Annotated in this window: 16 protein-coding genes; 7 read left to right on the top strand and 9 right to left on the bottom strand. The window is 53.2% G+C overall.

The genetic code is table 11. The annotated features are described in order from the left end of the window. Position 1 precedes the first annotated feature (1 nt). From QBD29_RS07580 to QBD29_RS07560, 5 genes are read left to right on the top strand one after another with little or no spacing between them, the layout of a single operon-like run. Positions 2 to 979: an NAD(P)-dependent oxidoreductase gene (locus QBD29_RS07580; protein ID WP_280100696.1), complete on the top strand. Its 978-nt coding sequence runs from the start codon at positions 2 to 4 to the stop codon at positions 977 to 979. Further along, positions 976 to 1,794 (top strand): MBL fold metallo-hydrolase, encoded by an 819-nt coding sequence (locus tag QBD29_RS07575; protein WP_280100695.1) that lies wholly within the window; start codon positions 976 to 978, stop codon positions 1,792 to 1,794. Before QBD29_RS07580 ends, QBD29_RS07575 begins: the two co-directional genes overlap by 4 nt. An 8-nt stretch (positions 1,795 to 1,802) precedes the next feature. Then, a complete protein-coding gene (locus QBD29_RS07570) occupies positions 1,803 to 3,035 on the top strand; it encodes a CoF synthetase (protein ID WP_280100694.1) in 1,233 nt (410 codons plus the stop codon). After that, entirely contained in the window at positions 3,032 to 4,087 is a 1,056-nt protein-coding gene (locus QBD29_RS07565) for a DUF3419 family protein (protein WP_280100693.1), read from the top strand. Before QBD29_RS07570 ends, QBD29_RS07565 begins: the two co-directional genes overlap by 4 nt. Then, positions 4,084 to 5,064: a Rieske 2Fe-2S domain-containing protein gene (locus tag QBD29_RS07560; protein WP_280100692.1), complete on the top strand. Its 981-nt coding sequence runs from the start codon at positions 4,084 to 4,086 to the stop codon at positions 5,062 to 5,064. The genes QBD29_RS07565 and QBD29_RS07560 overlap by 4 nt, the downstream gene beginning before the upstream one ends. Positions 5,065 to 5,077: 13 nt before the next feature. On the opposite strand, the gene QBD29_RS07555 is transcribed toward QBD29_RS07560, so the two are convergent. Together QBD29_RS07555 and QBD29_RS07550 are read right to left on the bottom strand one after the other, a co-directional pair. Then, the gene (locus QBD29_RS07555; RefSeq protein ID WP_280100691.1) at positions 5,078 to 7,549 is read right to left on the bottom strand and encodes an FAD-dependent oxidoreductase; all 2,472 of its coding nucleotides are present in this window, start codon (positions 7,547 to 7,549) and stop codon (positions 5,078 to 5,080) included. Positions 7,550 to 7,588: 39 nt separating this feature from the next. After that, positions 7,589 to 9,118, bottom strand: a complete 1,530-nt coding sequence (locus QBD29_RS07550; protein ID WP_280100690.1) for a trimethylamine methyltransferase family protein — start codon at positions 9,116 to 9,118, stop codon at positions 7,589 to 7,591. A 91-nt stretch (positions 9,119 to 9,209) separates the two neighbouring features. Between QBD29_RS07550 and QBD29_RS07545 the strand changes: the two genes are divergently transcribed. Beyond that, a complete protein-coding gene (locus tag QBD29_RS07545; protein WP_280100689.1) occupies positions 9,210 to 10,115 on the top strand; it encodes a LysR substrate-binding domain-containing protein in 906 nt (301 codons plus the stop codon). Here the strand turns inward: QBD29_RS07545 and QBD29_RS07540 are convergent. From QBD29_RS07540 to QBD29_RS07515, 6 genes are all read right to left on the bottom strand, one after another. After that, on the bottom strand, positions 10,112 to 10,918 hold the full coding sequence (locus tag QBD29_RS07540) for a DNA-binding domain-containing protein (protein WP_280100688.1): 807 nt from the start codon (positions 10,916 to 10,918) through the stop codon (positions 10,112 to 10,114). The two genes, QBD29_RS07545 and QBD29_RS07540, sit on opposite strands and share 4 nt — an antisense overlap. Next, positions 10,915 to 11,856, bottom strand: a complete 942-nt coding sequence (locus QBD29_RS07535; RefSeq protein WP_280100687.1) for a DUF692 domain-containing protein — start codon at positions 11,854 to 11,856, stop codon at positions 10,915 to 10,917. The genes QBD29_RS07540 and QBD29_RS07535 overlap by 4 nt, the downstream gene beginning before the upstream one ends. Beyond that, a complete protein-coding gene (locus QBD29_RS07530) occupies positions 11,853 to 12,560 on the bottom strand; it encodes a hypothetical protein (RefSeq protein ID WP_280100686.1) in 708 nt (235 codons plus the stop codon). Before QBD29_RS07530 ends, QBD29_RS07535 begins: the two co-directional genes overlap by 4 nt. Before the next feature lies 1 nt (position 12,561). Next, on the bottom strand, positions 12,562 to 14,277 hold the full coding sequence (locus QBD29_RS07525) for a ferritin-like domain-containing protein (protein WP_280100685.1): 1,716 nt from the start codon (positions 14,275 to 14,277) through the stop codon (positions 12,562 to 12,564). A 164-nt stretch (positions 14,278 to 14,441) separates the two neighbouring features. Continuing rightward, complete coding sequence (locus QBD29_RS07520; RefSeq protein ID WP_280100684.1) at positions 14,442 to 15,431, bottom strand: Gfo/Idh/MocA family oxidoreductase; 990 nt, start codon at positions 15,429 to 15,431, stop codon at positions 14,442 to 14,444. Beyond that, positions 15,428 to 17,818, bottom strand: coding sequence for a TOMM precursor leader peptide-binding protein (locus QBD29_RS07515; RefSeq protein ID WP_280100683.1), 2,391 nt, complete (start codon positions 17,816 to 17,818; stop codon positions 15,428 to 15,430). Before QBD29_RS07515 ends, QBD29_RS07520 begins: the two co-directional genes overlap by 4 nt. Positions 17,819 to 18,705: 887 nt before the next feature. Between QBD29_RS07515 and QBD29_RS07510 the strand changes: the two genes are divergently transcribed. After that, positions 18,706 to 19,683 carry a heme-binding protein gene (locus QBD29_RS07510; protein ID WP_280100682.1) on the top strand — a complete coding sequence of 326 codons (978 nt, stop codon included), beginning with the start codon at positions 18,706 to 18,708 and terminating at the stop codon, positions 19,681 to 19,683. 116 nt (positions 19,684 to 19,799) lie between these two features. Here QBD29_RS07510 and QBD29_RS07505 read toward each other — a convergent pair whose 3' ends face one another. Further along, on the bottom strand, positions 19,800 to 20,807 hold the full coding sequence (locus tag QBD29_RS07505) for a Fe(3+) ABC transporter substrate-binding protein (RefSeq protein ID WP_280100681.1): 1,008 nt from the start codon (positions 20,805 to 20,807) through the stop codon (positions 19,800 to 19,802). Positions 20,808 to 20,909 lie beyond the last annotated feature (102 nt).

Genomic DNA, 20,909 nt, shown 5'->3' with positions numbered 1-20,909 from the left:
TATGCGTGTTTTGGTAACTGGAGCCACGGGATTTCTTGGGGGAGAGCTGTGCCGCGTCCTTTTGACAAAGGGGTATGACGTGGTTGGCCTTGGCCGGAATACGGCGCAGCTGGCGGCATTGGCCGACATGGGTGCTTCAACTTTGGCAATGGATTTGAGCCAGCTGCATCTGCCGTTGCCGCGCGATATTGGTCGCGTGGATGCGATGGTGCATTGCGCAGCCTTGTCTTCCCCTTGGGGTGCATATGCCGCGTTTCATCGGGCCAATGTGATCGGCACAGAGTCCGCGTTGCGATTGGCGCAGGCGTTGGGTGTTCGCCGATTTGTAAATATTGCATCACCCACCGTGTATTTTGCCATGCGGGATCAGGAAAATGTGGCCGAAACCATGCCCCTGCCCCGCCCGATCAATGCGTATGGTGCGACAAAGGCAATTGCGGAAACGATGGTGTTACGTCAGCCTGACGTGGGGCCTGTAAGCCTGCGCCCGCGTGGGATTTATGGAGCTGGGGATACAGCCCTGTTGCCGCGTTTACTGGCGGCGGCAAAACGAGGGCCGTTGCCAATTTTACGCGGCGGTGTGGCGGCGATTGATTTGACCCATGTCAGCGATGTTGTTCGCGCGATTGAGGCGGCATTACAAGCAGGTTCTGACGTGCAAGGCGAAGTGTTCAATATATCAGGGGGCGAACAATTGCCCGTGCGCGACATTGTGGAACGAGCAGCGGTGCGTGCTGGTATTTCCATCCGCTGGCGTGCTGTTCCACTGAGCCCTGCCAAAGTGGCTGCGCATGTATTGGATGTGGCCAGTCGTATGACCCCGTGGGGGCGCGAGCCCCGTGTTACGCCCTATGCGCTTGGGCTATTTGCCTATCGTCAAAGCCTCAACATTGAAAAGGCGCGTGACAGGCTGGGCTGGTCACCGCAGATACGGTTCGATCAGGGGCTGGATGAAACTTTTGCAGGATGGGCCACATGACGCCGAAGTTTACGAATACGGCAACCGTTTCAACACGGGAGCGATTGGTTCTGCGCGGCGGTCGCTGGCAGGAGTTTCTGCCTTTGCGCGTGCGGGTTGGTATCCTTGAACGGCCCGAAGGCATTGTGTTGATTGATGCGGGCTATAGTGCGGAATCCATCACTGCGCTTGGGCGCTCACGCAGTTTGCGCGCCTATGCTTGGGCGCTTAAACCCGAATTATTGCCAGAGGGTAACCCGACCACCGCGCTGGCACGTTTGGGGTATACACCTGATGATGTAACGGCGGTGATCATAACGCATTTCCATGTGGATCACGTGTCTTGTCTAGCGCGATTTCCACAGGCGCGGTTGATTGCGGATGCGGCCACCTATGCCACTGTGATGGGGCGGAGCCATTGGGCCAACATGCACCGAGGCATTTTCCCTGAATTGCTGCCAGCAGATATGACGGAACGGTTGGACGATACAGCGCAAAAGCCGACGGTGGATGCGCCCCTTGGGTTGGGCCCAGCGCGGGATATTTTCGGGGATCAAAGCGTTTTGGCTGTTGAATTGCCAGGCCACGCGGAGGGGCATTTCGGCCTGTGCTTTAATGGCGAAGATCGCCCCTTACTATATGCCACGGATACACAATGGGTGACATCGGCGCTGCATAGCAGGTCACCCCGCTTTCCCGCCAGTTTGGTGGCTGAGGATCGCGCAGCCCACATGGAAAGCACGGCACGGGTCGCAGCCTTTGCCGATGCGGGTGGTACGGTTCTGCTGTGCCATGATCCTGATGTGACCCGATATGATTTGGAATACCCCAAATGAAGCAAATTATGTCGGCTCTTGGCGCCTATGTCTCTGCTTTGCGGGTGGCGCGCATGTCGCGCCCTGCATTTGCGAAATGGCAGCAGCGCAAACTGGACCATTGGTTGCAGAACGATTTGGGTCGTGTGGCGTTTTACGCGACTGAAACACCTCGATTGGATGCCCTGCCAGTGATCGACAAAGCCACAGTTATGGACCGGTTTGAAGACTTTAATCTGAGCAGGATCACCGCTGCGCAGGGATGGGACGCCTTTGCTGGGGGTGGAGACGTTGATGGGGTCAGCATTGGCGCATCAACAGGAACATCGGGCAACCGCGCGCTTTATGCAGTGACCGCAGAAGAACGATATCGCTGGCTTGGGTCCATTTTGGCCAAAACTATCCCCGCTTTTTTACTGCGCTCCGAACGGGTTGCTGTGATCCTGCCCCAATCCTCTGCTTTGTATGACGGGGCAAATAAGGCGGGGCGGATGCAATTGAAGTTCTTTGATTTGCGCGAAGGGCCCGAGGTTTGGTTGAAGGCATTAGAGGCGTTCGCGCCTACCACAATCATCGCACCGCCACGGGTGCTGCGCCACTTCGCGGATATATCGGCGAAGCTGTCGCCACGCAGGATTTACGCGGGGGCAGAGACGCTCGACCCGATGGACAAAACCGTGATTGAAGGCTTTTTCAATCACCCGCTTGGTCAGATTTATATGGCCACCGAAGGGTTGCTGGGCGTGAGCTGTGCGCATGGGTCACTGCATCTGGCTGAGGATGCCACGTATTTCGAGTTTGAAGATGTGGGCCATGGGCTGGTTTCGCCCATAATTACGGGGTTTCGCAGATCGTTTCAAATCATGGCGCGCTATCGGATGAATGATCTGTTGCGCCTGTCGGATACACCCTGTACCTGCGGCTCCCCTTTGCAGGTGGTGGATGAGGTCGTGGGGCGTATGGATGATGTGTTTTTGTTTGATACCACGCTGATTACACCTGATATCTTGCGCAATGCTGTGCTGGATGCTGCGCGCGCCATTGATGATTTTCGAGTGGTACGAGACGCCAAATCTGGCGTGACTTTGGTGTTAAAACCAGACTGTTCGCCCCAAGATGTGGATGCCGCGCAAACTGCATTACAAAATGTATTTTACAAGCGAGGGCTTAATGTGGATGTGCGTGTTAAACGGGATCCACTTACCCTCGACCTTGGGCGCAAATTACGCCGAGTAGAAAACCGCTGGAGCGAGCAATCATGAGCTTTTTCGAAAACTTAAACTTCGCGTCATCCAACGAAGATGGGCGCAGCGAATTGGCGGGGTTGGCAGGCACAAGCGGACGGCTGGTGTGCATAACAGGATCGGGCACACGCCCCCTTGATATGCTATTGTCAGATGCCAAAACTGTAGTGGCGATTGATATGAACCCCGCGCAAAACGCATTGTTGCGTTTGAAAATTGCGGCCATTGGCCAATTGGATCATGGGGAATTGCTGGCCTTTCTTGGGATCACATCCGGGGATCGTATGGCATTGTGGCAAAGGGTACGCACGGCGCTAAGCGTTGAAGACGCCCAGTATTGGGATGCACGGCTGAAGATGATCAAGCGTGGCGTTTGGTATGCTGGCCTGTGGGAACGGGTGTTGCGCTTCGGGGCCAAAGGCACGCGGCTGATCCGTGGGCGACAGATTGAAGCCCTTTTCGACGCACCTGATGTGGAAACACAGGGACGCATTTGGGCGCAAAAGTTTGATGATTGGATATGGCGCTCGTCTATTCGGATGCTGGGGCGACCATGGGTTTGGACACGGGTGATTGGCGAACCAGGTGGAGCGTTTTTACCAAGCCCAGATCAAGTAGAACAGAGGTTGGCGGGGGCGTTCAACCGCGCGTCAAACACGTTTCTGTTTCGCGAGAGCGATTTTGCTTCGCTGATCTTGCGGGGCACTTCGGCCTTACCGTCTGCATTGCCTTTGCATTTGTTGGCAGAGAATTACGACACGGTGCGCGCGCGGTTGGATCGGTTGGACATCCGATTGGCGGGCCTGCATGAATTGGATGAAACGGTTGAGGCGGACGGGTTTTCTTTGTCCGATTTTGGGTCTTACACCACTCCTGACACCTATGCCGATGCGTGGCGCGGTGTGATGAAAGCAGCACGGCCAAACGCGAGATTTGTAGAACGAGTGTTCATGAACCCCCTGCCCCTGCCCTTTGATGCGCTGCAACTGGATGAGGATATGTCGAGCCGTCTTACCGCAGCGGATCGGGCCATCATTTATGACATTCGTGCGGGGCGGATTGCGACATGACGAACGTTCATTGGCATCCTGTGTTGCGTGCAAAAAAGCTGCGCAAAAAACCTGTTCAGGTGATGTTTGAGGGTGAAAAGCTAGCGGTTTTTCGCACCAAAGATGGCATTGCTGCCATTCAGGATCGCTGCCCCCATCGGTCGGCATCTCTATCAGGTGGGCGCGTGGTTGGAGGTTCCATTGAATGCCCCTATCACGGGTGGCGGTTTGATGGCACAGGTATTTGCACCCATATTCCCTTAGCAGAGGGTGCCCCCAGCAATCGGCGCGTGCGGGCATGGAGCGCCCGTGAAGCGCATGGGTTGATCTTTATCACTCACGATGCGCAAGCCGCAGGCGACATTCGCGGGCCTGTTTGGGACGATCAGCCAAAAGTCAGCCGCATTTTGCAAAGCCACGCGCATGCAACTGTGGCCGATGCCGTTGAAAATGTACTCGACCCCATCCACACGTTGTTTGTCCATAAGGGTATTATTCGTGGCGGTGGCGGGCCAACCAACCGCGTGACGCTGATTGCAGGTATTGAGTCAGGCGAATTGGTGTTGCGTTACAGTGGAGAGGAACAATCAAACGGGCTGTTATCACGCTTGTTGGAACGCCAGCGCAGTTACGCAATCAGCCGATTTTACCGCCCTGGCGTGGTGAGTTTGGAATATTGGGGCAAAAACGGTTTGAACCTTGTCACCACATTATACTTCACGCGTGAAGACGACACGCATTTGCGTGGGTTTGCGGTGATGACGGGGCCACGGCAAGGCGGCTTGGGCTGGCTCAAGGCGGCGCTGTTTGTCCCCTTGATGCGGATTGTGATTAAACAGGATTTGAAGATAATGGCGGATGCCACGGCAAACTGGGATGCGGCGGGTCGCCCGCCGCACGCGCAAGGACCGCTGGATTTACTTTACCCATTGATTCAGCGGGTTTTGGATGGGGAAACGGGTGACGTTGCAGTGCAAGAAATCACCCTCGACATTTAGGGCCTGTGGACAATCATCCCCGCATTTTTGCCCCTGTTGGATCATAAAGCGGTTGGCCTTGGACCTCGGCTTTGTACATCTCGCCTAAGATTTCCACGTCGAGCAGTGTGCCTGCCGCACTGTTTTCTGCGCTGACATAGGCCATGGCCATGGATTTTTGCACGCTGTGCGCGTAGCCGCCTGACGTGATATAGCCCACGGCTGCGCCGTCTTTCAGCACCGCTTCGTCTAGTGTGACGTCAATGGGAGTGTCGATGGTCAATGTCACCAGTTTGCGGGTTATGCCTGCGTCTTTTGCGGCTTCGGTTGCCGCCTTGCCGACGAAATCTTTCTTCCAGTTTATGAACACGTCCATGCCCGATTCAAGCGCGTTGAAATCTGGACGGAATTCGAGCCCCCAAGCGCCCCAACCTTTTTCAAGGCGCAGGGACATGAGCGCACGGTTGCCGTACCAGCGATAATCAAGGTCTGCCCCCGCTTCTTCGATGGCTTCGCTGAGTTTCAGTAGGTATTGCGGGCGGCAATAAATCTCATATCCCAATTCACCAGAGAAACTGATCCGATTGAGGATCACTGGCACCCCACCGACAAAAGTCTGGCGTGTGTCGCGGAATTTGAAGGCTTCGGCACTTACGTCATCGCGGGTGATACGGGATAACAGTTCCCGTGATTTTGGGCCTGAAATGGCAATGCCGTGCCAATCGGCAGTTTGGTTTTCATGGGTCACGTCGGCGGGCAATGTTTTGGCCCAGAACCGCGTGTGTGCATCTTGCATGGACCCTGACCCGAACAGCATAAAGTGATCGTCTGCCAGACAGGCGATGGTTAAATCCCCATACAGACGCCCCTTTTCAGTAAGCATCGGTGACAGGGTCATACGGCCCGGTTTTGGCACATATCCCGCCATGGTTTGATCGAGCCATGCGCGCGCACCTGCGCCTTTGATCACGTGTTTTGCGAAATTCGCCACCTCGATCCCTGCCACGCCATTGCGCACGGCATCGCATTCACGGGCCACGTAATCATGGCTGCGGTTGCGTTCAAATGTGGGGTCTTCCCATGCGTCATCGGGATTGTCGCCAAACCACAAAACATGTTCCAAACCAAAGGCTTGACCCATGCGGGCACCTTTTGCCGTTAAGCGATCATAAAGGGCAGTTGTTTGTTGTTTGCGCCCTTTTGGCAAGGTTTCATTCGGGAAGGTCATCACGAAGCGACGTTCGTAGTTTTCGGTAGATTTCACTGTGCCCCAATCAGGGGTCGCCCAATCGCCAAATCGTGCAACATCCATAGCCCAGACATCAATGCTCGGTTCCCCGTCGATCATCCATTCCGCCATGGTAAGGCCAACACCGCCCCCCTGACAGAACCCCGCCATAACCCCAACTGCGCACCAATAATTGTGCATCCCTGGAACAGGGCCGATCATTGGGTTGCCATCAGGACCAAAAGTGAACGGGCCGTTGATGGTTTGGCGAATGCCAACTTCGCCCAGCACTGGAACCCGTTCGAATGCAAATTCCAGCCGATCTGCGATTTGATCGAGGTTCGGTTGCAACAGTTCGTGCCCGAAATCCATCGGCGTTCCACCTACTTTCCAAGCTGTGCCCTTTGCCTCGTATGTGCCGAGCAACAGACCATCGCGTTCTTGACGGAAATAAATGTTTGCCTCGTAATCAATACCCGCGGGCAGGCGTTCGGGGTGATTGGCCACCGCATCAATACGCTCGGTCAACAGATAGTGGTGTTCCATGGGTTGCACGGGGATGTTCAGCCCCGCCATATGCCCCACTTCACGCGCCCACAGACCACCGCAGTTGACAACATGTTCGGCAATCACTGTGCCACGGCTGGTTGTGACCTCCCACAGGCCATCGGGGCGTTGTGTAGTGGCGGTGACAGGTGTGTGCGTGAAATACTGCGCCCCAAACGTGCGGGCAGCCTTAGCAAACGCATAGGTCGTGCCAGAGGGATCCAAATCGCCGTCTTGGTCATCCCACAACGCCGCATAATAGTGTTTTGGATCAATCAGCGGGTGCTTTTCAGCCAGTTCCTTAAGGTCGATCCATTCTTGGTGCAGCCCCATATAACGTGCTTTGGATCGTTCCCGTTTCAGATAGTCATGCCAAGTTTTATTGGAGGCGAGGTAAAAGCCACCCGTCATGTGCAAACCTACGGATTGGCCAGACAGCTCTTCGATTTCTTTATACAAACCAATGGTATAGGATTGCAGACGACTGATGTTCGGGTCAGATGAAATGGTGTGAATTTGTCCCGCTGCGTGCCAACTGGAGCCGCTGGTCAATTCATCCCGTTCCAGCAGGATCGTGTCTTTCCAACCAAATTTTGCAAGGTGGAATAGAATTGAACACCCAACGACCCCACCGCCGATGATGGCACATTTAACGTGGCTGGGCAGTGGTTTGCCCTGCCCTGATGTATCGGTCTGTATGTTGAGCGTGGATTGGGCCAAAGTATCGGTCATGATGCGTCCTTTGTGATAGAGTTCGGGCAGCGCGTGTGGTTAGTACCACGCGTCTGGCAGTTGTTCTTTGCGCTTTGCCACATAAGCGGCGAGTTCGTCTTTCTTGGCGGCGTCTATGGGGGGCGGTGTGTACTGGTTTAGCATGTCATTCCACTTGGCATGCGCGCGCATCCGCATGTCTTTGGACCCACCCTCTTCCCAGCTTTCAACGTTTTCACTGTCGCTGAGCGTGGCGTCATAAAACGCATCTTGATAGTTGCGCATGGTATGGCCAGAGCCCAAAAAGTGCCCTCCAGGTTCGACTTCTTCATAGGCGTCACGGGCAAAGGCGTTTTCATCGGTTTCAAGCCCCACGCCGAGCAATTTTTGATAACTGCCCAAACGATCTGCATCCATGATCAATTTCTCAAAACCCGTAGCCAATCCCCCTTCAAGCCAACCTGCAGAATGCAGCGTGTAATTCGAACCTGCCAACATGGTGGAGTGCATGCTGTCCGCGCTTTCATAGGCGGCTTGGGCATCTTCGACCTTGGACGCTGTGAGCGAGCCGCCACAACGCAATGGCAGGCCCAAACGCCTTGCCAATTGGCCAATTGCGTAATTCGACATAACGGGTTCAGGCATGCCAAACGTGGGCGCGCCCGATTTTAACGACATGGACGACAAGAAATTCCCCATCACAAACGGCGCACCGGGGCGTACCAATTGGGCAAAGGCGCAGGTCATCATGGCTTCGGCAATGGCTTGGGCCACGCTGGCCGCCGTGGACACAGGGCCCATAGCCCCCGTTAGGATAAACGGTGTCACCACCATCGCTTGGCCACGCGACGAATAGACTTGGATCGCTTCTGTCACCACGCGATCCACCAACAAAGGTGAATTGGAATTGACGTTGGCCATAATGCAAACATTGTTGTCGAGCGTGTCTGCCCCAAACAGGATTTCCACCATATCCACGCTGTCTTGGGCGCGACTTTTCTCGGTGATGGCCCCAAGGTGGGGTTTGTCGGATAGGGTCATATGGGCGTACACCATATCAAGGTGACGTTTGGAAACGGGTACGTCGGTGGGTTCGGTCACCACAAAACCACCGTGATGCAGATTTGGGTGCATATAGGTCAGTTGCACCAGTTTTTCGAAATCCGCCATGGTTCCGTATCGGCGTCCCCCTTCAAGGTCCCGCACAAACGGCGCGCCATAGATTGGGGCAAACACTTGATTGTCCCCACCAATCACAACCGAACGTTCAGGATTGCGGGCCAGCTGAGTGAACTCACTTGGGGCCAAGGCCACCAATTCGCGGATCCATTTGGCATCGGCCTTGATCAGGTCTCCATGTGGGCCAGTGGGCGTGACGCCCGCCTTGCGCCAGATATCTAGTGCAACAGGGTCGTCCCGAAAGGCAATTCCGATGTTTTCCAACAGCCAATCAACTTGGGCTTCGATCTTCACCAACTGGTCTTCGTTCAGCGGATCGAAGTGAGGCAGCACCCGTTTGATGTAGGGGGATGGCGGAACACCCGTAGTGTCATTTGCCGATCTGCGGGCGGTGCGTGCGCGTCTGACCATATTTAACCCTTTCGCTTACGGGTCGAGCCATAACCGAGACGCAGCCCTTCGTAACCCTTGAAAAAATCTATGCTTTGGATAGACATGGGCTATGCAAGATATTTGGTCTCTTATCCACTCTCCCCGCAACCTGATTGTGTTTGAAGCGGCGGCACGTCTTGGGTCGTTTACCAAAGCTGCAGATGAAATGAACATGCAACAACCATCCGTTAGCGCGGCAATCAAGCAATTGGAACAAGCGTTGGGAGTGCAGTTGTTTCAACGGTCCCATCGGCGTGTTACATTGACAGCGGCTGGGGAGCGTATGTTTGCAGGGGTTTCACGTGGCCTGTCAGATATTCGCACAACCGCGCAAGAAGTGCGGCATATGGGGTTGAGTGAACATGTGACACTCAGCACGTCTTCCGCTTTTTCCTATTACTGGATGATGCCGCGTATGGCGGATTTACATGCAACGCATCCCGAAATTGATCTGCGTCTGCAAAGCAGTGATCGCGAACCCGATTTGGATGCAGAAAACATCAGCCTTGCCATACGTCTGGGCAATGGAAACTGGCCTGGATACCACAGCGTTATGATTGCCGAAGAAATCATTTATCCCGTGGCCAATCCGCGTGTCATGGCAGCGGCAAAGAACTTGCGATCCATTCCCAATCTGATGAACGAACGGCTGATCCATCTGGAAGAACCTGTGCGTGAACGGCCTACCTGGGCACAGTGGTTTTCCCATCACGGCATTCATGATCGTGATATTCGGGCAGGGTTGCGGTTAAATGATTATGCGTTGGTGTTACAGGCGGCGGTGGCGGGTGAAGGTTTTGCCTTTGGCTGGGATCACATCGTGCGCAACCTATTGGACCGAGAGTTGCTGGTTGCGCGAAAGGATTGGGCGTGGACAACGGGAAACGGGATTTATCTGGTGTGGTCGCAGGGGAAACCTTTGTCAGACAACGCGAAACTGGTGCGTGACTGGATTATAGCGGTGGCCAAGACCTAGGGTCTGTCTACGAAAACACCCATTTTGATCCAGCCGAGCAAAACTTCGGGTGTTTCGTCCCAAGAGGTTTTCACTTGTTTGGGATCTATATTTAACGCGTGCGCCACTGTGTCCAAGCTTTGGTCTATGGACGCGCCATCGCACATAGATTGCAGAAAAATCGCATGGGCCGGGGCAATTGGAAATGTGGTGGTTTGATAATCTTTACGCAAAATTGCGACACTGCTGTGTTCTGCATTTGGGATTTGCGGGTCGGCCTCGTCGCGAATTTGATGATAGTACCACGCCACAGGATACCGATATTGCCCGATGCGCAGGCTCGGCTGAATGCGCAAATTTTCCAGCGGCGTATCAACTGTGGCCAAAACCGCATCTTCAACGCCATCGCAATCAAACACCGTAAACACCAAACGTTCAAACGCGGCCAAATCCACCATGAAATCGAACCATGGTTCGACAGTACCCCCCGACGCATCAGGGCGGTTGCTTTGTAAAAAAGCAGGAAAGCGGCGCCCTAGATCATACAGCGTGTAGCTTTCTGGTGGGGCCGCGCAAATGTACTCGGCGACAAAATCGTTGAACAATTCCGCACCCAAAGCGTGGCACAGGGCCGGAAATTGTTCTCGCATACAGGCCGCGATACGCAGGGCATAACTGCGTTGATAAATCGCCAAACCTTCGGCGGGGGACAATCTGGCAGAGGTTGTAAGGCGTGTGCTTGCCTCGCTTCTAGATGTGGTTTCAGGCGACAGCAACGCCGCTTGCATCCATTTTTGGATATCATTGAGCGCAAACCCCGTCATCGCTGCCCATCGGTGTGCGCCATTACGGAGTGCACGAGGAAATCGACAGGGTTGGATACGGATTGCGGGGTGGCGGGTGCGGGCCCGTCTGCAATTGCGGGCACATGTCCGTCCATATATGCCTTCGACTTCAGCAGTTCAGCGTGGCACTCTTCAAAGCTTGGAATGTTGCCATCCCATTCCAGCAGGGTCGATGCGCCGTTGGTTTTTTGGTAGGCGATGGAATAGAGATCCCACACCTCGGGTCGGACAGGTTGATCGTGGGTGTCGATGATATGCGTGCCACAGTGAGAATGACCTGCAAGGTGCATTTGCACAACGTGTTCGCAGGGAAAACGGGCCAAGTATTCATGCGGGTCCGTGTCTGCGTTAAAACAACTGACGTATACGTTGTTCACATCTAGCAGCAAGCCGCACCCAGTTTGATGTGCCAATTCTCTGAGGAAATCAGGTTCTTCCAACGTGGAGTTTTGAAAACCGACATAGGTGGATGGGTTTTCAAGGATCAAAGGACGATCCAAAAAATCCTGTACCTTGTGAACCCGCGCAGCGATGTGTTTGAGCGTGTCGTCATTGAGCGGAACAGGTAACAAATCATGACTGTTCAACCCCATAACCCCTGTCCAGCACAGATGATCTGATATCCATTGTGGCTGCACCTCGCCTGCGAGATCGCGCAGGCGAGACAAATAGGTCATGTCCAATGGGTCTGTGCTGCCGATGGACATAGACACGCCATGCAACACCACGGGATAGCGATTTGCGACTTTGCGAATGATATCGCGTGGCCTGCCACCTGAATCCATGAAGTTTTCTGAAATCGCTTCGAACCAATCCACAGCGGGCCAATCCGAAACGATGTGTTCAAAATGCGTGTTGCGCAGCCCAAGACCGAGGCCAAGGCGCGGCAAATCGCGGATGCCAGTGTGTGGCGTCATCCGCAGCCGCCTGCGCCAGACAAACCGCTGGACCCACAAGAGGTCATTGCAGGGCGGTTTTTGTTGTCATCCGAAATCCAAAGGTAACTTGGACCTGTGCCAGAAAACGGTGCAGGAACAGGGCCGAGTTTTTCTGGAACGGTGCCAGACGGCGTTTCCACAGCGCCAGATTCCACTTTCGCGGCAACCTCGGCCCGATGTTTTTCCTGCCATGCTTTTTCAAAGACTTCACGGGCACGGACCCAAACGCTTTGGCCTTTGTTTGCTCCTGATGTGGTGAACCGTTCAGCATTGATTGGCGTGGCACAGGACCCCATCGAGCGACATTCGTTCACGCCCGGATGGTTCATATCGGGCCCCCAGCCATACAGACCGCAGCCCCCCTGATTGGCACAATTGTTTTTGGTGTGACACGTGTGATCCGCTGTAGTGGCGCAATACCCCTGCCCTGCGCAGCTATTTGGATCATCGCCATTTGGCCCTGTTAAGCCATAGCGATCTGATCCTGCGCAGTGGTTCAAACCCATACAGGCGTGAAGCGGCAAATGCGCTGGAAGCGTTGGCGCGGCGTCCCCGGTGGTTTTGGACGCTTGGGTGGATTTCCATTCAAAAGGCGGCACGCCGTTGGCCTTTGTGTACGGGCTGTCCGCAGGAACGGGTTGACCAGGTTCCTCTGCGGGTTTGGGTGTGGACCAGTTTGCCATCTTAGTTTCCCTTCTTCTTTTGCCAGTATGGTGCAACATCGGGCAGGTGCATAGACTCTGCTCCATCCATCAAAGACAGTGCCTGCGTGATGATGTAATCACCGTCCGTATTGCCAAGTTCCTTGGATGCAACACGGGCTTTTTCACCCAGCGCTTTTAGCGCTTCAAACGCAGTTTCGCGGTTTCCAAGGCTTAGATTTTCAAACGATGGGGCAAGGTATTTTCCCTTGTGCGGGCCTTGAGAGATTTCAAACCCACGCATGAATTTGACCCATTTATCCATGACCCAAATCATGGAACGATGCAGGCCAACGTTGAAAAACCACTTTTGATTTTCGACCAGCCCTGACGACCCAGAATTGGCACCGGCAGGCACCAAATACAGGGTTTCAGACATAATAAGCATGTATTGGAACAGACCAGAATTGAAATCATTCAGTGCGGCCAGATGCTTGGGATACTGCGCGCTGACTGGGTTGTTGGGATAATCAACCAACACGCCTTTCTTGATCAGGTCGCTGCGTTCCCATTTCGAAAAGGCACCCTGTTCTTTTTCCAGTGCCTCCATGGCGGCGATACTGCTTTCCATCCATTCTGGAAGCTGTTCTTTGGTGTCCTCAAACTCCTTAAGCTGAGCTTGCAGGGTCAGAAATTTAAAAAAGTGACTGTCCTCGTCTTTGCTGGGATCATCCGTTGCGCCTTCTGCGCCACCAGGATCGGAATAGCCTTCGCCCTGCTCGCAAATGGTTTCAAGCGCTGTGATGGCATCCTTGCGGCTGTGAACTGTGATCAGTTCAAATTCGCCCTCATGGCTGTCAGGAGCGTTAGAATATTCGGCCACGTTCGCCGCACCCGTCACATCATCCCCCATAAAGCTAGGCTCGGCCTGACCTGTCGCTTCGGCATCAGCTTTGGTCCATTCGGCTTTGGGGGCGGGTTTCCATGGATTGAAAACACCGCTGGGGTTCAGCGTATCAATGTTATTGGGCGCATAGTTGTAATGCTGAATTTGTTGGGCGTTGTCCCCGTTTAAGAAATCCTCATCCGTGACATGATCAGATGCGATCAGACAGCGGATAAAACTGTAGAATTGCCCAATAGAATTCCAGTTTTCGTCCGCAGGCCAGCCGTGTTCATGCAAATAACTACGCGCTTTTGCGACCTCGTTTTCCACCGCACAAGAACTCGGCTCCCAAGGCGTGTCGTTGGTTGGAAATTCTGGATATTCAATTTGAAGGAAATGCCACATGGTTTCAAATCCAAACCCACCAAGCGGAATATGTGTATCTGTTCCGCCATTCGGCCCCGGAGGCCCCACAGGATTATGGTGCGGCAGCATCGCAGGATAGGTTTGTGGCGCATTCATATACAACTGTGGCGGTGTGCCCGTGAGCGCATAAAAAATATTGCTCGACAAGGACATGTGCAGCATTTCCTCGACGGCCACTGACATGATCACCCCTGCGGCTTTGTTGGCGAAGATTTGTGCTTCGTCCATGTTTTCGCCCGACTTATTGGTCCGCTGCAGCGAATAATACGTGTAAAGGTAGATCGGGATCGTTGCCAATTCGACAGAAATTGCCGCCTGAAGGTCTGCTTTCAATCGCGTTAGGGCCGCGTCTCGCGTCATGGTATGATTGATGAAATGCACCATAACCTTTTCCGCGTGGGACAGTTTAAATTCTTTGGCGATGTGATCAAGCGACGACAAATCCATTTATTAGGGTCCTTTTGAATGGGTTGAATACAATAATTCACTTCGGCCAAAATACACAGCCATTGGTGGAGTCGCGTTCGATCTTACATCGTTTAAGTCGTAGATCAACAAAATGAATCAAATTTATAATTTTTTTATTTCGATTTACTTTGCAGCACAGAAAATCATCCACCCACGTAAGAAATTTCACCACCCAAATTCATCAGGCGACGCCACGTGTTTGCAACCGATTGATGATGTTCTGCACTTTGTTCTGGGGGGCAATCACCCGTTGCGGCGTGGCCCAAAATCCGTTCCAAAGCAAAGCGATTAGCCGCCACGCGATGTTCGTGATTGAACGCACCAACCGTTGGCGCAGTATCTTGCGGAAAGAACGTGGCAGATGGCTGTGCCTGCCCTTGTGAACCAGCAGTATAAAGCTGCGTCATATCTGGAACCCAGAGCGCTGGTGAACTGGTTTCGGCCAAAGTCAGATGTCCGTGTGGATAACCGATCACAAAATGGTGGTTGGCAAGTGCCGCCGTGCCATCGTCAACCAGACTGGTGTAGGTTTGGTATTGAATGGTGACTTGCGTCGAGCCCGCCACGCCTTGCATCAAAACAAACGGTGGATTGTCAGTTATGGGGTCAATCCGAACAAAGCTGTCCAAATCCGTTGCCCCAATGGCGCGGTGCAACAGATCAAGCCCAGAATACAGCGTGCGCGGGTTGGTAATAAGGTTGGCAAAAACCGCGGAAGAGGATTGTGCCGCAGCGTGACATCCGTGAATAAAGGCCAGCGCGTTTTCCTGATCGGCCCAATGTCCGTTGATGTGAAACGCACGCCCTGTTTCTTGTGCCAATGCGGTCAGTTCGCTGACATGTTCTGGCTCCCAAGGGTGTTCAGCCAAAACATCAAATCCACGGCGCAACGCTTCTTTGCTGAGCGAAACACCAGCATCACCTGATACCGCGACGATAACCACATCCGCCTGCTTATCGCTGACTTCAGACAGGGAGGTGGAATGGGGAACGCCCAGCGCACGGGCCATTTGAACAGACCGTTCACTGCCACGCGAGACGATGCCACCCAATCGGATCGGCGAGTCCTCGGCCTGAAGTGCGGGGACGTAATTGGCACCATAAACTGTGCCGCAAAGGATTGCGTACTTCATGCGATTGGGTGCGGATTAGGGTTGATTTCGCGCCCTTCGAGCAGTTTTTGCAGACGCGGATTAACCATCGGGCGCATGTGATAGCCAAAGTGGATTGGCTGCACGTATTCCCCAACCGCGCGGGCCACGCGAAACGGGCTGAGCATCACGTCTGGCGAAGTAACGTCAACGGCAGCAATTTTCAAATCTGCCGCCTTCAGCTGTTTTGCAAGGTAATCATAGGCGTCTTCGCCTTCGGCGGGGCCAAAGTCTGCGGTTTCGCTGTAGAGAATTGGATCATCGTCCGAGCGCATAAATTCAAAAGCTTTGCGCTTGCTTTTTGGTACGTAGTAAAGCGCATGATCTTCTAAACTGCGCACGTCTTCGGGTTTACGTGGAATTTTCTCTTCTTTCATGATCCGAGCCAAATACGGCCCAAAGTGCGCTTGTTCCAACAGTGCTTTTTGGGCGGCAACGCGGATATCGGCATGGCAAGACAAACCAAGCGTTGTGCCGCCCCATGTGTCTCCGTCCCCGAGACCAAGACAGACAACTGTCGGAATGCCAGTTCCCATGTCGTTCATAACCCAAAACTCGATCTCGACGCCTTTGGCTTCGATCTGCGCTTTGACTTTCTGCAATTCGGGATCAAGATCCTGATCGACAATCAAGCGGCGGGCGGGCAATTGCGCAAACCAACTGAGCATAAAGCTGTCGCGTTCCAAAAGTTCATAACAGGCCCGCACAGCAGCATCCCGTTTATCGCCCCCTGCAGCCAATCCATTGGAAGACACCTGACAGAAATGTTCATTATGCGGGACGAAAAAGTTGAAATAAGTGGGCAATGCTGGAACCCAAACTTCACCCCCACCTATCCATTCACCTTTTGCCCAGTGAATGGGTTGTTTCGGGTCCCATGGCGTGCAGGGAAAGTGATCGGATTGGTATTGTTTTTTGTTGTAAAGCGGCAGGTTTGCAGGATCGACAACATCCCCATCCAGTTCATCAATCGGAGCATAGCGCAGCGCGTCTTTGACATAGCGAGACGCAGAATAGCGTTCAATTGCTTCGCCCACCGCGCCAATTTGTGCGCTCATGTCCGTTAATGCTTTGCCAGAGCCTACCATCGGACCAGCTGCCGTTTGAGGATTGCCTGTTGTAAACCCAACCAGATTGGCCCCAGCCGTGCGGGGTTGCTTGGTATCTTGGCCAGAAGCGTAAAGGGTAAGATCCTTGAGCACACCTGCCCTTGGATCAATCCAACCTTTCAACAGATCTCGCAACGCGTCGCCATCGTGAACAAGGCTTAAGGCATGGACCTGTGGGTCGCGTAAATCTGGTTCTACGGCGTCGACCGCTTTGGCCGCGCCGCCGCAGACATCGCACCACGGCATGGGGACAAAGCTGTGTGTTTCCGCCTTGCCCGTGAACATGTCATGGACACGGAAACTGCCCGCAGGATGTGAGCCTTCGTTCAATCCCAAAAGACGCAGCGCATCAACGGCAAGCAACTGCCCAACCATTGGCGCCATTGGGGCCAGCATCGCGCGGCCCCGTGCATCGGGGCGTTGCGCCAAACGGGAGTTATCAAAATCATGGCTGGCTTGCGTGTTTTGTGCATGGGCCAATTTGCGCAAACGATAGCATTCCCAACATCCTGAGTTGCCTGGCGTAATGACAGGGCCAATCCATGCTTCTTGCCCATCAAGATGACCGTGCAGTGTGGTGATATTGTTCTTATCTGCATAGGCGGTGACCGCCCGCAAAACACGGTGATCATCGGCGTTTAAACCTGTAATAATCAAATCATACTGCGCGTCATCAAGGATCAAGGCGCCATCTTCACCAAGGACAATATCCGCAGCAGTGATCTGCGATGTTCCCGATTGTAACAAATTGGCCAAGGCATCCTTTCGCGCTTGGCCGACATGGTCTTTTTTTAGATCATGAATGCACAGTAAATCTTCGGCTGTGACGGTGCGATCATCAAGCATATGCAGCGCACCAACGCCAGTTGCGGCCAGTTCAATGGCGGCGATGGCCCCCCAAGGCTCAAGCCCCACAATCAGCACCTTGGCATCAGCTAGTTTGCCCATAAACCCATCTGGCAGGACTTTGGCCATACGTTCCTGTGGCCCGAATTCTGTGGCATCGTCAGGGGCGGGTTCCAGCAAACCGCGTTCTTCGAGCATGGCCAGCAATTGTAAAACGCTCGCATCTGAATAGCCTTCAATACTGGCGGCGATATCCTCACGGGATTTGGACCCATCCAAAAGGGGGATCATTTTTTCAATGAAAACGCTTAGATCTGCGCCTTTTAACTGGAAGGTTCCAAGATCAGAGTTGAGGATAACCCCCGTCCCAGTTGGGGAAATGCTGGCCGCAGGGCTGAGCCGTATTCGAGACATTCAATTTCTTTCATAAAAATCCCTTCGGCAATATCGAAGGGCGGATCGGTGACCCAGCCAATCAGGTTGATTGGCTGGGTCGTTTCTCAACTTAGTATGTTCGCTACTTGCACTTAGCGCAATGCAAACATTTCTCGCACTTGTCGCAATGCAAACAGTTCGCGCACTGCTCGCAATAGAGACAGGACACGCATTCTGCGCATTTTACAGACGGTGGTTCACACATCACACAAAGCGTAATGATGCACGGCCACGCTGGACCTGTGCTGCACTGTTCGCAGAACGCAACTGGACCAGGGCCAGAGCTGCACGGCGTACATGGGGTGCATGGCGAACAAGGCGTGCAAGGAGAGCACTGAACGCAAAGTTGACATGGTGTGCAGTTGGTGCACGGCACACAAAGCGGTTGTGGCCCAGCACATTGGACGCACTGCACGCAGTAGTTACATGGAACACACAAGGGTTGCGGCCCCACACAAGGTTGGCAAAAACAGACGGGAACGCCGTGATTGGCAGCTTCTGCCTTCAGACGCGTTACCGCCGAATTCACCTCCTCAATTGCAATTTCAAGTTCTTTGGTATCAGCCATCAAATATTCCTCTCAATAAAAGACAAAAATCTGCCCAAACCGGCAGTGTTGGTAAAGTTGCTGTCAAGTAAAAGGTGCAGCGACTCAACTATAGGCAGAACAAAGACCTATCTGTCAATAAATTTGATCCGAATTACTTTGAAGAATGATTGCTCTATTTTGGGTTTTCAAAAAATATCACTTTCATTTTTTGACTTTCGCATAAGATGATCACGTTAAAAGTGATTCGATCCAAGATAGATTTAAGCTTGGCGAAGGTTTCGATTTAAATGTTTAATTTCAATGAGGAAGATGCAAAATGGCAGCAAAAGTAACACCCCCTGATCTGTCCCACCCATTGGTTCACGAGCCACCACAAGCAAACCCACCAGAGCCAACTACTTCGCTTGGACCGCTTGAACATTTGGTTGGCACATGGACCAACCAATCGTTGAGCAGAGGGGGAAAAGGTGGACCAGACAACCCCTATTCTTACAACTTGATGCCCCTACCCCAGAGCCAGCCGTATTCCCCGTACGGCTACATTCTAAAGAATTTCAGCTATTACGAAGAGATCACATTTACGGCTATTCACGGCACTGCACCAAACCGTGGTGGTTTGGGAACGCAGGTGGCCAATACCCTGTTTTATGAACAGCGCGTCTATTTTGCAGAAGGCCCAGACAAGGACAAATTGGTTCATGCTGAAAACGGATCATGGCTTTACATGACCGGCAAACAGCAAAACATCGGCCCTTATGGCCCTGCTGTAGAACCGTCATCCCGTGCGCCGCAAACCGTGTACAATTTGGTCAAACAAATCTCTGTTCCCCATGGCAACTCGATCCTTGCGGGCGGGCGGTATGTGGCCCCTGGCCCGGCTTATGGCGCACCAACAATTCCGCCTGCACCCTATACGTTCCCATCAGGTGTGAACACTTCGCCATACCTCACAAAACTGGACAACCCATCTGATTATCAAAACCCAAATGTGGCCTATACCAAAAATCCAAATGCCCCCTTGGTGGAAGCAATTTTGGCAGACCCACCATCTAGCTATATCGAACTGGCCGTTGATACCAATCTGCCAGGATATGCGGTGACGAACATCCCGTTTGAACAGAAACACGCCGCCGTCGATCGGTATTTTGCCAATTATTGGTTGGAAAGTTTTGATGCAGGGCGAACGTATACGCAACTGCAATACAGTCAGACGATTTTGATGCTGTTCAACTTGCAAGGCGTGGGTCAAGTTGTGTTCCCGCATGTGACGACGAACACTATGCGCAAGTTGTAAACCAAAGCTATCACGGGGCGTCCCAAGCCAGCGGTTGGTGTTTACAAACGCGATGCCACAACAAAAAAGCCCCCGAAACCCTATGGATTTCGGGGGCGTAACATTCGACTTTGGGATTATTCGTCGAATGCAACTTGTTCGGTGATTTTCAACGCTGTTGGGCGCAGTTTTGCCAGATCAATCAAAGCCTTGTCATCTGGAGTGAACGCACCCCAGCTGGCCACCAATTCGGAAGTTTCGGCCCCATCTTTCAGCGGGTATTCACCGTTTTGCTCGGCATAGATGGCTTGAGCTGCATCCCCTGTCAGCCATTCCATCAGCTTAATCGCATCGTCTTTGTTTGGGGCTGCTTTGGTCAGCGCCATGCCAGACAGGTTTACGTGTGTGCCGCCGTTTTCAAATTTCGGGAACACGATGCGCACGCTGTCGGCCCATGCAACCTGCTCTTCGTTTTCGAGCATCTTTTTCATGTAATAGGTGTTGCCCACAGAGATATCGCATTCGCCAGCGTGGATCGCTTTAACCTGGCCACGGTCGTTGCCAGATGGTTTGCGGGCCAAGTTACCTTTGACGCCATTCAACCATGCTTTGGCATCTTCTTCGCCGTGATGCGCGATCACCGCAGATGTGAGCGCGAGGTTGTAAGCGTTTGTGCCAGAGCGGATACAAATGCGCCCTTTCCATTTGTCGGATGCGAGGTCTTCGTATGTGGTGACTTCGCCATCTGCCACGCGGTCTTTGGAGGCGTAAACAATGCGTGCGCGGGACGTCAGGCCAAACCACTGGCCATCAGGGTCACGGAATTCCGCAGGGATGTTGGCGTTGATCACGTCAGAGAACACGGGCTGTGTCACGCCTGCTTCGACCACACCGTTCAGGCGGGAAATATCGACGGTCATGATCAGGTCAGCGGGGGAACGATCCCCTTCGGCTTGCAGCTTTTCAATCATGCCCTTTTTCAGGAAGGACACGTTTACATCAATGCCAGTTTCAGCAGTGAATGCGTCAAACAACGGCTTAATCAGCTCTGGCTGACGGTAAGAATATACTGTGATTTCATCAGCTTGTGCGGTGGTGCCAAGCATTGTGACTGCGCTTACGGCAGCAATAAATGAGCGATACATTGGGTGTCTCCTTTGATCCCGATGTATTGCGAGTAGCAGAGGAATTTTCCCCTGACAATACCTGAGTGAATTTATCGGCTAAATATTTCCGACTTTTTTAGG

Origin of the sequence: Amylibacter sp. IMCC11727 (assembly GCF_029854195.1) — a bacterium.
Taxonomy (GTDB): domain Bacteria; phylum Pseudomonadota; class Alphaproteobacteria; order Rhodobacterales; family Rhodobacteraceae; genus Amylibacter.
The sequence above is the reverse complement of the archived record's forward strand: the minus strand, read 5'-3'. Positions and strand labels throughout refer to the sequence as shown.